Genomic DNA, 12,429 nt, shown 5'->3' with positions numbered 1-12,429 from the left:
AGTCAAGACATTAGGGCAGATTTGCGGTTGCAATTTTCCCTCTGCTCTGCTATAATACAAAAAACGCTTTTTTGCGGCAAGAAAGGTGCGGTGAAAATGGAAAGAGTGGACAAGCACAACTATTATTTGGATATTGCTGAAACAGTGACCGAGCGGGGAACCTGCCTGCGGCGGAATTTCGGCGCCATTATTGTAAAAAATGATGAAATTGTTTCAACGGGTTATACCGGCGCGCCCCGGGGCAGAAAGAACTGTTCCGACCTGGGGTTTTGTACCCGGGAACAGCTTCAGATCCCAAGAGGGGAGCGGTATGAGCTCTGCCGGAGTGTACACGCTGAGGCCAATTGTATTATATCTGCCGCGCGGCGGGATATGCTGGGAGGGACACTTTACCTTTGCGGCAGGGATGCCAAGACCGGCGAACTGGTGCGTGATGCTTGCTGCTGCGCCATGTGCAAGCGGATGGTGATCAATGCCGGTATCGAAAAAGTGGTGGTGCGCAACACCCCTACGGAGTATACGGAAATTCAAGTCAGCACCTGGATAGAGGATGATGATTCCCTTTCCGGGAAAAGGGGCTATTAATATAAGTTTTGAAAATGGGGGATAAAAATGATTGAATTTCAAAACCAGATATTTCATTTGCACGCCGGCGGTATGAGCTATATTTTTGGCATAGAGGCAGGCGTGCCGCAGATGTATTACTGGGGCAAAACGGTGGAGGTATCTGACTTAAAGGGGTTGATGAGTCAGGGCGGCATGGGATGGTCTACCCAGGCAGATACGCAGCTGCTGGAAATGCCGGTTTACGGAACCGGGGATTACCGGAGCCCTATGCTGGAAATCGAGTTCGCGGACGGATCGGGTGTGACGGAGTTTCGGTATCAGTCTCATAGGATTTATGACGGTAAGCCAAAACTGAACGGACTGCCTGCCACCTATACGGAGCAGGAGAAAGAGGCCCAGACGCTGGAGATTGTTTTGTATGACGCGTTGAAGAAGACAGAGGCCGTTTTGCTGTATTCCGTATTTGAAAACGGTGCGCTGGCAAGAAGCATCAGACTGAAAAACAATTCCAGCGAGCCGCTGAAAATGAAGCGGATTTTAAGTGCCAGTGTAGATTTTTATGACGATGATTTTGAGACGCTGACCCTGCATGGATCGTGGGCACGGGAGCGGCATGTGGAAAGAGGAAAGCTCTTCCACGGCAAAAAAAGTATTTCCAGCAGCCGGGGTGCAAGCAGCCATCATAAGAACCCGTTCCTTGCGCTGGTGCGGCCGTATACCACGGAGCAGCAGGGAGAGGTGTATGCCATGAACCTGATTTACAGCGGCAACTTTGAAGCGGCAGCGGAACTCAGCTCTTATCCTCTTACCCGGATGCAGATAGGGATTAACCCCTTTGGCTTTGCGTGGGAATTGGGTGCGGGGCAGGAATTCCAGGCACCGGAGGCCATTTTGGTCTATTCGGACATGGGTTTAAACGGAATGAGCCGGATCTATCATGATTTATACCGAAACCGGCTGTGCCGGGGAAAATATCGTTCTGCTGTACGGCCTGTGCTGGTCAACAACTGGGAGGCGACTTACTTTGATTTTACGGAAGAGAAGCTGATTGCACTTGCCAAAGAGGGAAAGGAGATCGGTGCAGAACTGTTTGTGCTGGATGACGGATGGTTCGGAAAAAGGAATAAGGATAACTGTTCCCTGGGTGACTGGAAGGTTAATATGGAAAAGATTCCCCATGGATTAGAGGGCCTTGCGGCAAAGGTGACGGAAATGGGGCTGCGGTTTGGGCTTTGGTTTGAGCCGGAAATGGTGAACCCGGACAGTGATTTGTACCGGGCGCATCCGGATTGGTGTATCCATACGGAAGGCCGGCCCCGGACCGAGTCAAGAAACCAGCTGGTTTTGGATTTGTCTCGGCCGGAGGTATGTGATTATATCATTGATGCAGTATCGGCGGTGCTTTCTTCCGCAAAGATCACTTATGTGAAATGGGATATGAACCGGTCTATGACCGAGATTCCAAGAAGTGATACGGCGCATAAGTATATGCTGGGGCTTTACCGGGTGATGGAGACAGTGACTTCCCGATTCCCGGAAGTGTTGTTTGAAGGCTGCAGCGGCGGCGGCGGAAGGTTTGACGGCGGCATGCTTTATTATATGCCCCAGATATGGACCAGCGATGATACCGATGCGTATGAAAGGTTGTTTATCCAGTACGGAACCAGTATGGTTTATCCCGTTTCAGCCATGGGGTCGCATGTGTCGGCGGTGCCCAATCATCAGACCGGCAGGATAACACCGCTGAAATCCCGCGGTGATGTGGCAATGTCGGGAAATCTGGGCTATGAGCTGGATCTTTCAAAGTGCAGTCCCGAGGAGAAAGAACAGATGAAGGCGCAAATCGCCTTTTATAAAGCCAACCGGGAGCTTGTACAATTCGGGGACTTTTATAGAATCGAAAGCCCGTTTGAGGGAAATTATGCGGCATGGCAGTTTGTTTCAAAGGATAAAAAAGAGAGCCTTTTGTTTGCTTTCAAAAAGATGACTGTGCCCAACGGCAAACCCAAGCGGGTAAAAATGACCGGACTTGATAAGGATACCTATTATGAGACCACCTATCAAAATCAGCGTATCAAAGGCGATGTGTTGATGAACGTGGGTATTATTCTGGAGAAAACGGCACAGGATTTTGAAAGTTTTGCTATCAAAATGACGGCTGTGCCTGACGTTTCTGCTGGAAAAGAGTGAGGAGGCAGACAATGAAAGCGTTTCGGTTTGGAATTATGGGAGCGGGACGGATTGCGCACAAGTTCTGCGACGCGGCAAGGAGAGCGGGCTGTGAGATTGCCGCCGTATCCAGCAAAAGCGCCGAGCGTGCGGCTGCTTTTGCTAAGGAGGAAAAAATCCCCTGTTCCTATGGAGATTATACAGCCATGCTGGATACAGAAGAGCTGGATGCGGTATATATTGCAACAACACACAACTTTCATTATGAAAATATTATGCTTTGCCTGTCCCGGAAGGTGCCGGTGTTGTGTGAAAAGTGTATGGTTTGCACCAGGGCGGAAGCAGAGGCGGTTTTTGCGGAAGCCAGGAAACAGAATGTTTTTGTCATGGAGGCCATGTGGTCGCGGTTTCTGCCGCATATAAGACGGGCGGCGAAGTGGCTTGAAGAAGGCCGGATCGGTCGGCCAGAGCTGGCGTCATCGGTAGTGGCGTTCCGGGCGGAATATCAGCCGGAGGGCCGGCTGTTTGCGCCGGAGCTGGCAGGCGGCGCCATGTGGGATGTGGGCGTCTATGCTGCGGAGCTTTTGACCTATTTGTTAAAGGAAACCCCTGAAGAAGTAACATCTATGGTTTCCCGTGCGCCCACGGGCGTGGATAAGGCGTCGGCGGCGCTGCTACGGTTTTCTAACTGTCTGGGCGTGATCCAAACCAGCGTGCTGGCCGCTGCCAAAGAAGGCATTTCGCTGAGCGGGACAGAGGGAAGTATTTGGATCCCGCATTCCCATGCGGGCAGAGAGGCCTGCCTTTATAACAGAAGAGGAATTTTAATAGAGCATTTTATTGAAGATTATCCCAACGGTTTTTTGTGGGAAGTGGAGGAAACGGTCCGCTGTGTCCGGAATGGACTGCTGGAAAGTCCAGTGGTTCCCTGGGCAGATACCCTTTGGTGTGCCGGGCTGTTTGATCAAATTTTATCAGAATAAAGAAAGCCTGCGGCTTTGGAGCAATCCTGACCGCAGGCTTTTTCAGATATTGTTAAAAGAATAGACATATTGTTTTTATAAGGAACTATGACGGTGTTCGGATTGAAAAGAGGAGGGAGTTAAGCCGGTATTTTTCTTAAATATTACACTAAAATGCTGTGCGGTTTTATATCCTACTTCATGTGCAATTTCATATATTGTTTTATCTGAATTTAACAGCAGATCTTTTGCATAATTGATCCGTTCCATAATTAAAAAATTTTTTAATGTAATATCGGTGTTTTTGCTGAAAATAATACTCAGATAGCTGGGTGATAAATGAAAGTGAGCGGCAATATCTACTAAAGTTGCTGAAATATTTTGTTGAATATATTTTTTGATATCATTTACCAGGCTGGACACCCTGTTGCTTCGTGCGAAACTAATGGAAGAAACGACAACAGAGATGGTATCGCTAATAAATTTTTTCAGCAGGTTGATGTCCGTATATTGCTGAATCAGCGACCATATATCCGTTTTGTTAAACAATATATTCGGATCCTGGCCGCACTGCATCAGACAGAGTGCCAAATTAACAAAAATATTGTGGCAGGTTCTGTGTACCACCGTGATGTCTTCCTTGTTTGTAATAAAGGCTTCAAACAGCGTGTCAATGGCTGTTTGCACCGCTTCCATATCTCCGATTTTGACGCTGTTTAAAAAACCATCTCCATAGATATTCCGATAATTGTATACGGCAGTATTCTGCTCCATATCAGAGATGCAAATGACCGTCCGCTTACCCAAGTAAAACCGATAGTCCACTGCATTCAGCGCCGAGGTAATGGACTGCTGAATGTTTTGCCGTTTGGTTACCGGATTGCCTGTACCTATTACAAAATCTACTATGGACGCATAGTTTAAGTGATCCTTGATGGTGTCGGCAATATCCAGAGCCGTTTGCAATGCCTGGCCGGGGGTGGTATCATCAAACGCCAGCACATAGGTAAAGGTATAGATTTCAAAAAAAGATACATAATTTAAATATTTCTTTTTCAAGATTTTTTCTATATCGGAAAACAAGCTGAAATTCTTTTTATAATCCCCGTTTTGTTCTGATTTTTCCAAGGATACGCAGAGAGAAATATATACTTGATTGGAGGTATATTCTCCAAACATGGAGATAAAATCCTTGTTAAGCGAAGACCTGGATAAGAAGCTTAGATAATATTCTTTCATAAAATGTTTGCTCAGCTCCAGACGGCTGTTAATTGTTTCAAAAAGGGCGTTTTGCTGCTGTGCGGCTTTAATTTCTGTTTTGGCTTTTTCCACCACTTCCATAAGCTGTTCGGTGGTATACGGCTTTAGGATATATTCAAAAACACCGTATGCAATGGCCTTTTGGGTATAGCTGAAATCGGAATAGGCGGAAACAATGATCACCTTGGTATCCGGCAATAAGGTGGCAATTTTGCCTGCCAGATCAATTCCGTTGATTTCGGGCATGCGGATATCCGATATTACAATATCCGGCTTGGTCTTTTTGGCCAGTTCCAGTGCGGTAAGGCCGTTATCGGCCGTGCCTTTGAGCTCTATCCCAGCCGCTGCCCAGTCGATACTTTTCAGATTTTCCAATGCCAGCATTTCGTCTTCAGCAATCAGTAATTTCATTCTTCTTCTCCTTTTTCCAAAATGGCCTTAATCCGTATGGTAACTGTAAATCCGCCCGATGGGCCGGTTTCATAGTGCAGTCCGTATTCTTTGCCAAAATACAGGTGAATCCTTTGATTCACATTGTGCACCCCATATTTTTGAATGGGTTCGGTAATATCTATCTCTTTGTTGATGTAATCATTAAGAAGATTGGGGTCCATGACCATTTCGCCCAAGCCATTGTCCGCTACGGTAATGACGATGTCGTCAGAACCTTTCTCGTTTGGTTCTTTGCGAAAATCGATTTTAATTTCTCCTGTATAATCAATACAGTCAAAGGCGTGATTGATACAGTTTTCAATCAGTGGCTGCAGGGTCAGTTTGCAGATTAAGTAATCCTTCAGATTTTCCGGAAGATTGATTTCCACATTAAATTTGTCGCCATAGCGTATTTTTTGTATGTAGACATAACTCATGGCGTGTTCCACTTCCCGCGCAAGGGTGAGCATTTCCCCGCCGTTGTTGAGGGAATTGACAAAAAATTTGGATAATGCCATGGTCATTTCTTCTATATCTTTTGCGTTGTATTTGTGGGAAAGGGCGCAGATGGAGTTGAGGGTATTATACAAAAAGTGCGGCGTAATCTGTGCCTGCAGTGCTTTGAGCTCTGCAATCTGCCGAATTTTGGATTCCCTTTTGATTCCCTGAATCAGGTCGGTAATTTTGTTTTGCATCGCATTAAAGGAATTGATCAATACGCCAATTTCATCATGGGAATTGGCCGGCAGGCTGGCGTTGTTATAATAGTCATAATGCCGCATATTTTTGGCCATGTTCATAATGGGCTTGGTGACCATGGATGAGATATAGGCGATAAACAGCATGGAAAAGAGGATAACCAAGATTCCGGTATAAAAGATTGCACTGGAAAGAGAGTCTGAGGCTGAGTTGAACTCGGAAAGCTTGACCGCCCCTACCAGATAGAGCTCCGTTTCGGGAATGGGATAGCTGCAAAGGTAGTATTTTTCATTGTCAATATCAATATAGGTATGCTGTTTGGTCTGTGACGGAAGCATATCCTGAAACAGGACATGGTTGTTTTTCAAGGCTTGTCCCAGCTGCGATTCGGAAGCGTTTGCAATGTGGCTTTGGGTGCAGAGAAAAATTTTCCCCGTCTCCGCCAGAGAGAGCCGGTCAACAATATCGGTCAGGGTGGTTAAATTGACTTTGGCTTTTAAAAGCGCAACCGGTTCATGGGCGTTGATGCCGCAGATCAGCTTGGATGCTACGATAAATGAATTTCCGTCCGTAATAGAATCCTGAATAAACCACTGGGTTTCATAACCGCTGTTGACCATTTGCGAAAAAAGAACGTCATTTTGCATGGAACCGCTGTAAAAAACAGACTGTTTGATGTTATATCTTGGGTAATTGTCGTGCTTGAAGGAATACAGCTCAAAGGAATCGATTTTTGTATGAAAGGGATCAAGGGAAAGCAGTTCCTTTTCCAGGGTTGCCACGTCCTGTATGGGCTTTTCGCTGACGTCGCTGGAGAGGAGCTGCTGGACCTCGCTGTTGACCTGAAAGGTCAGCATACACTCGTTGATGCTGGAAATCAGGGTAGAAATGTTGCTTTGTGTATTTAAAATAACCCCGTCAACATTTTTTTGAACCAAATTTTTCACCACAGCATTGGAACGAAAGACAATAATGGCAACAAAGATACATAAGGAGGAAAGCACAATAAAGGAATGATAACAGATCAGCTTGAACTTTATGGACGATTTTGCAAACAGTTTTTTTCGCATGGCGCTCTCCTTTCTCTTGTAATTGGCCTGCCGCAGAGGACCAGCACAGCGGTAATTGCATAAGAATTCGTAATTTCGCCAGAGTAATTGCGCAGTTTACGATCATTGATTTCTTTAATAACATTATAGTATATTTCCCATAAAAAAGAAAGTGGAAAAGGAAAAAAAACAAAATTTACGAACAATTTAAAAAGTTTTTTATGTTGTGCATTTTTTAAAACGGAATTATAATAAAAAAGGAAAAAGGAAAAGGGTGTCCTTTTCCGCAAGATAAAAAATTCTTTGTAAAAGTCATTTATTTTTATTTGAGAACTGCAATTTTAGTTGATAAGAAACTTTTTTAGGCAGAGCTGAAAAAGCCAAAACTGCCAAACTTATTTTGGAATCCGCAAAAGGATCAAATTGTATCTGTGGTTACAGGGAAAAAGAAAAAAATATCAGAAAAAGCTGACAGAAGGAAAAGGGCTTTTGTTTTTGTACGCAGAAAGGCCGGAAAAAAGAAAGGCGGGGGAGCAATGCACTGGGGCAAAAAGAAAAACGCAAAAGGAAAAATGTTTTGCTGTTTTTTCCTATCGTGCGCTTTGATAGGAACGGCGGCAGGCTGTTCTTGTGCCAGACAGCCGGAGGCGGGCCTGCAAAAGCCAAAAGAAGAGATCATCTTTGCGGTGCAGCGGGATTTTACCGGAGCTTATGAAAATATTGTCCGTGAATTTTCCGAAAACAGTGTTGGCACAGAGGTGCAGCTTAAAAAAATCGGTTCGGACAGCAGTGATTTTTATCGGATAATCAGTTCGGTTTTTTTGGGCGGCGAAATTGATATTGATATGTGTCTGATAGAGGATGTCTGGATACAGGACTTTTTGGAAAACGACTATCTTGCGCCGCTGGACGAGTGGATTTCCATAGACCCGGGTCAGTATCCCCATGCAGTGGCAGAGCGGATACAAAAGGAGAACCATTTGTATGTTTTGCCGCTGGAGCAGGATGTGGGTTTGATTTACAGCAGGAAGGAAAGTGCTGGCTTCAAAATAGAAGATGCGGTTGGCCGCCGGGTCGCCGTGCAGGGAGACGATGACGGTGAAACCACAGTTAATATTATGGAGCTGATTGCCTTTGGCGGCAGTGTGGAAGAGGGACTGCGGCTTTATAAACGGCTATGGCAAAGCGGCCAAAAACAGTTTTCCTTTTCGGATTTCAAAGACGGAGAGGCCGATTTGGCTTTGTCCTACAGCGGAAAGGGCAGAGAGTTGGTTTCTGCTTCCAGTAACGTGCAGGGGCGGTTTGATGTGGAAACAATTACCGACAGCCAAGATCAATCCTGTGCGGTGGCAAGGGTATACGGCGCTGTGGTAAATAAGCGAAGTGAAAAAACTCAGGGAATTGAGGAGTTTTTAGAATACCTCAGCCGGGAAGACGTGCAGATTGCCATTTTGAAAGAGCACGGAACCCTGCCGGTCAAGGAAAGCTTGTATGATAATGATGTGGTGCTGGATTCCGGTGTGGGAATCCGAATGATAAAGCCGTTAAAAGAAACGCTGATATACAGAGAGGAGAATCCGCATTATATGCTTTGCATGGAAAATGCCATCAAAGCCGTAGAGCGGTATTTGGCCGATGACGCCGCCCTGCAGGACGCCTGTGCGGCGTTTGAAGAAATATACAGCGGCGCCGGTGTTTAGCAGAATCAATTCCATGATAGAAAGGCAGAAAAGAAATGAGAGTGAAAAGCAAAACCAAACAAACTGTAATAAAAAACAAAAGGATTTCGGCGGAGAAAATCAAAAGCCAGCTGCCCTTGTTTATGATGACGTTGCCGGGCATTATCATTACCTTTATGTTTGCGTATATGCCCATGTTCGGCATTATTCTCGCATTTAAAAAAATTAACCTGCGGCAGGGAATTTTTGGAAGCGACTGGTATGGACTGAAAAATTTCTCCTATCTTTTTAAATCCAATGACGCATACATCATGATACGGAACACCATATGCTATAACCTGACCTTTATTGTGGTAGGCGCCGTTTTGGGCGTGGCCCTTGCTATCGGACTCAGTATATTGCGGAACAAGCGGACCTCCAAGGTGTTTCAGACGGTATTCATTATGCCGCATTTTCTTTCCATGATTATTGTCAGTTATTTGGTTCTGGCTTTTTTGAACATGGAAAACGGTTTTTTAAACCGGGTCATTACAATGGTGTTTGGAGGCGACCCTGTCAACTGGTATGTTGAACCAAAGTGGTGGCCGTTTATTCTAATATTTGTCAACTTCTGGAAAGAAATGGGCTTTGGCAGCATTATTTATCTTTCGGCAATATCGGGAATTGATATGCAGCTTTATGAAGCGGCAAGCATTGACGGTGCCAGCGGCTGGCAAAAAATCTGGCATATTACGCTTCCTATGCTGAAAACCATTGTGTGTATTCAGATTATTCTGGGTGTTGGCTCGCTGTTCGGCGGAGATTTCGGACTCTTTTACCAGGTGCCCATGGATTCCGGGGCACTGAGCGAGGTAACGACCACCATTCCGGTCTATGTGTACAAAAACATTACGGCCGGCGGTCCCAGAGCGCTGGGTCTGGCATCGGCGACCTCGTTTATCCAGTCGGTAACCGGCTGCGCACTGGTCATTTTTGCCAATGCGGTGGTTAGAAAACTGGATAGTGACAGCTCATTGTTTTAGGAGGGCAAAAAATGTTAGCAGAAAAAAAATCAAATCTTATTTTAAATATTATATTTGCAATCATGTTTGTGGTGACCGTATTTCCCATCCTGCTGACCATCAGCATATCTCTGACGGATTCCAGGGCCATTATGGATCATGGGTATTCTATCTGGCCGGAGACGTTCAGCACAGAGGCATACCGGTACATATTCAAGACCCCGGAAACCATTTTGCGGGCATATGCGGTAACCATTTTTGTAACGGTTGTGGGTGCGACCTTATCCACCCTGATTATTTCCCTTTATTCCTATGCTTTGTCAAGAAAGGATTTTAAAGGGCGGAAGGTTCTCACTTTTTATGTGTTCATCACCATGCTGTTTAACGGCGGGACGGTTGCCTGGTATATTGTTTGCACCTCCCTTTATCACCTCTCTAACACGGTGTGGTCCATGATTCTTCCCTATCTGATGAACACCTGGTATATCATTATTATGAGAACCTTTTTTCAGACCTCGGTTCCGGTTTCCATTATTGAATCCGGTAAATTAGACGGGGCGGGCGAATGGAGAATTTTCTTTGAGCTGGTAATCCCCATTGCGGTGCCGGGAATTGCGACCATTGCCCTGTTCCAGACGCTAAATTATTGGAATGACTGGTGGCTGCCCATCATGTTCATTGTCAAGCCGGAGCTTTACAACCTTCAGTTCCTGCTGCAGCGTATGATGCAGAATATTCAGCAGCTGAATGAAAACGCAAAATATATGGCAAACGCATCGGAGCAGCTGATGAATGTCCCCACAGACGGTGCCAGAATGGCGCTGTGTATTGTGGCCATGGGGCCCATTCTCATTGTATATCCCTTCTTCCAGAAATACTTTATTCAGGGCCTGACCATAGGCTCGATCAAAGGCTGATTGGAAAAGGTAAAGTGGAAAAGAATAAAAATGATATAATTTTATGTAAAGGATGGTAGAGAAAATGAAGATGAAAAAATGGTTGTCCTTCTTGTTGGCGGCAGTTCTTGCGGCTTTGTGCCTGGCGGGCTGCGGCGGAAACCAAAACAGTGCGGTCGTTGAAGAAGATATGAATCAATGCCCGGAGGATTCCTATGAGATCAACTGGTATCTCATGGCAGAACCGCAGAGCGATGTTCACAGCATTGAGGCTGCACTGAACGATTATTTAAAGGACAAAATCAATGTCACGGTGAAAATTAACTGCCTGTCTTCTGCGCAGTATGGCCAGAAGATGAACACCATGATCAATGCCAACGAGTATTTTGATCTGTGCTTTGCCGCAAGGTGGATGCTGGATTATGTGAACAACGCCAGAGCGGGTGCATTTGTAGCTCTGGACGACTATCTGGATTCCTATCTGAAGGATACCGCAGCAGGATACAACGAGGGAATTCTGGATTGCTCCAGAGTGGACGGCACCCTGTATGCCTTGCCGGTAAACAAGGAAATGGCGACACAGTATGGCTGGATTTACAGAAAGGACATTGCGGATAAATACAATATTGACATGAGCCAGTATAAATCCTTTGAGGATTTGGAGCCGGTGCTTGCGATGATCAAGGAAAACGAACCGGAAATGAACTATCCCATTGACTGGTCCATCGATACGGCGCCCTTTACCCTGTATCAAAGCGAAAACTTTATTTTCAAAGACGGGACCTATCCGGACGATACGGTTATGAACATCTTTGGTACACCGGAATTTAAACAGGCTTGTGAGACCGCCCGGGATTTTTATGAGAAAGGCTATGTCCGGTCTGATGTGTTAACGGCAACCGATCAGCTTCAGAGAATGAAGGAAGGAAAAACCTTTGTTATGCTGCAGCCCATTAAGCCGGGGAAAGTACAGGAACTGTTTAAAGACAGCACCTATCAGTTTGCGCAGACAGGGGTGACCCAACCCATGATTGACTATCTGGCGGGCACAGGCTCTATGCAGGCAATTTCGGCAACCAGCAAAAACCCGGTTCGGGTGGCAAGATTTTTGAATATTCTCAACACAGACCCGTATGTTAAAAACCTGGTCATCCATGGCATCGAAGGCAAGCACTATACAAAGATAGACGAAAAGACCGTAGAACCCATAGAAAATTCCGGTTATGATCTTTATGCGGATTCCTGGACCATTGGGAATGTATTTCTTGACTATCTTACCACAGCAGAAGAGCCGGATAAGCTGGAGCAGTTAAAACAGTTCAATGCGGAAGCAAAGGATTCCAGAGTCAACAAATTCCTGCTGGAAGCAAATGACGATGTGGAACAGAGACAGGCCGAAATTTCCAATGTCATTGATAAGTATAAAAAGCAGCTGGTGGTTGGTGCTGTCGATCCGGAGACCACCATTCCGGAATTCTTGGAGCAGCTGGATGTGGTAGGCGTGCAGGAGCAGATCCAGTACAACCAGGAACAGTATGATGCTTATCTGAAGACCCTGGAGCAATAAAACGGAACAAAACCTTGCTTTGAAGGGATCGGCGAGAGTCCCATGAAAGAACAAGGGAAATGATGAAAAAGAGAAAGTCGAATGATTCATAGCCCGGATCACGTTAAAAAAATGTGGTCCGGGCAAGGTGGCATTTTCGACAGTGGAT

9 protein-coding genes are annotated in these 12,429 nt (G+C 45.7%); 7 read left to right on the top strand and 2 right to left on the bottom strand.

The window, feature by feature from the left end; genetic code table 11:
* The first annotated feature begins 96 nt into the window (after window positions 1-96).
* The 3 genes from INF28_RS01620 to INF28_RS01610 are packed head-to-tail and all read left to right on the top strand — an operon-like array spanning window position 97 to window position 3,719.
* On the top strand, window positions 97-585 hold the full coding sequence (locus tag INF28_RS01620; protein WP_226391730.1) for a deoxycytidylate deaminase: 489 nt from the start codon (window positions 97-99) through the stop codon (window positions 583-585).
* A gap of 27 nt (window positions 586-612) precedes the next feature.
* A complete protein-coding gene (locus tag INF28_RS01615) occupies window positions 613-2,757 on the top strand; it encodes an alpha-galactosidase (RefSeq protein WP_226391729.1) in 2,145 nt (714 codons plus the stop codon).
* Between the two features lie 11 nt (window positions 2,758-2,768).
* Entirely contained in the window at window positions 2,769-3,719 is a 951-nt protein-coding gene (locus tag INF28_RS01610) for a Gfo/Idh/MocA family protein (RefSeq protein ID WP_226391728.1), read from the top strand.
* A gap of 75 nt (window positions 3,720-3,794) precedes the next feature.
* Here INF28_RS01610 and INF28_RS01605 read toward each other — a convergent pair whose 3' ends face one another.
* Both INF28_RS01605 and INF28_RS01600 read right to left on the bottom strand, forming a co-directional pair.
* A complete protein-coding gene (locus INF28_RS01605) occupies window positions 3,795-5,369 on the bottom strand; it encodes a response regulator transcription factor (RefSeq protein ID WP_226391727.1) in 1,575 nt (524 codons plus the stop codon).
* Window positions 5,366-7,159 (bottom strand): sensor histidine kinase, encoded by a 1,794-nt coding sequence (locus INF28_RS01600; protein ID WP_226391726.1) that lies wholly within the window; start codon window positions 7,157-7,159, stop codon window positions 5,366-5,368. The genes INF28_RS01605 and INF28_RS01600 overlap by 4 nt, the downstream gene beginning before the upstream one ends.
* A 551-nt stretch (window positions 7,160-7,710) precedes the next feature.
* On the opposite strand from INF28_RS01600, the gene INF28_RS01595 reads away from it, so the two are divergent.
* The 4 genes from INF28_RS01595 to INF28_RS01580 all read left to right on the top strand — a co-directional run bounded on the left by INF28_RS01595 (window position 7,711) and on the right by INF28_RS01580 (window position 12,281).
* The gene (locus INF28_RS01595; RefSeq protein WP_226391725.1) at window positions 7,711-8,838 is read left to right on the top strand and encodes an extracellular solute-binding protein; all 1,128 of its coding nucleotides are present in this window, start codon (window positions 7,711-7,713) and stop codon (window positions 8,836-8,838) included.
* 41 nt (window positions 8,839-8,879) lie between these two features.
* Window positions 8,880-9,839 (top strand): ABC transporter permease, encoded by a 960-nt coding sequence (locus INF28_RS01590; RefSeq protein ID WP_226391724.1) that lies wholly within the window; start codon window positions 8,880-8,882, stop codon window positions 9,837-9,839.
* An 11-nt stretch (window positions 9,840-9,850) separates the two neighbouring features.
* Complete coding sequence (locus INF28_RS01585) at window positions 9,851-10,735, top strand: carbohydrate ABC transporter permease (RefSeq protein ID WP_226391723.1); 885 nt, start codon at window positions 9,851-9,853, stop codon at window positions 10,733-10,735.
* Between the two features lie 64 nt (window positions 10,736-10,799).
* A complete protein-coding gene (locus tag INF28_RS01580) occupies window positions 10,800-12,281 on the top strand; it encodes an ABC transporter substrate-binding protein (RefSeq protein ID WP_226391722.1) in 1,482 nt (493 codons plus the stop codon).
* The last annotated feature ends 148 nt before the right edge of the window (window positions 12,282-12,429 follow it).

The sequence above is a fragment of the Ructibacterium gallinarum genome, assembly GCF_014982785.1.
Lineage (GTDB): Bacteria > Bacillota > Clostridia > Monoglobales > Monoglobaceae > Ructibacterium > Ructibacterium gallinarum.
This window is presented reverse-complemented; position numbering and strand designations above follow the sequence as displayed.

What these genes read in the sequence shown, in the direction of transcription:
- INF28_RS01605 (WP_226391727.1), bottom strand. Translation starts at nt 5,369, where the DNA reads ATGAAATTACTGATTGCTGAAGACGAAATGCTGGCATTGGAAAATCTG.
- INF28_RS01600 (WP_226391726.1), bottom strand. Translation starts at nt 7,159, where the DNA reads ATGCGAAAAAAACTGTTTGCAAAATCGTCCATAAAGTTCAAGCTGATC.
- INF28_RS01595 (WP_226391725.1), top strand. Translation starts at nt 7,711, where the DNA reads ATGTTTTGCTGTTTTTTCCTATCGTGCGCTTTGATAGGAACGGCGGCA.
- INF28_RS01585 (WP_226391723.1), top strand. Translation starts at nt 9,851, where the DNA reads ATGTTAGCAGAAAAAAAATCAAATCTTATTTTAAATATTATATTTGCA.
- INF28_RS01580 (WP_226391722.1), top strand. Translation starts at nt 10,800, where the DNA reads ATGAAGATGAAAAAATGGTTGTCCTTCTTGTTGGCGGCAGTTCTTGCG.
- INF28_RS01615 (WP_226391729.1), top strand. Translation starts at nt 613, where the DNA reads ATGATTGAATTTCAAAACCAGATATTTCATTTGCACGCCGGCGGTATG.
- INF28_RS01610 (WP_226391728.1), top strand. Translation starts at nt 2,769, where the DNA reads ATGAAAGCGTTTCGGTTTGGAATTATGGGAGCGGGACGGATTGCGCAC.
- INF28_RS01620 (WP_226391730.1), top strand. Translation starts at nt 97, where the DNA reads ATGGAAAGAGTGGACAAGCACAACTATTATTTGGATATTGCTGAAACA.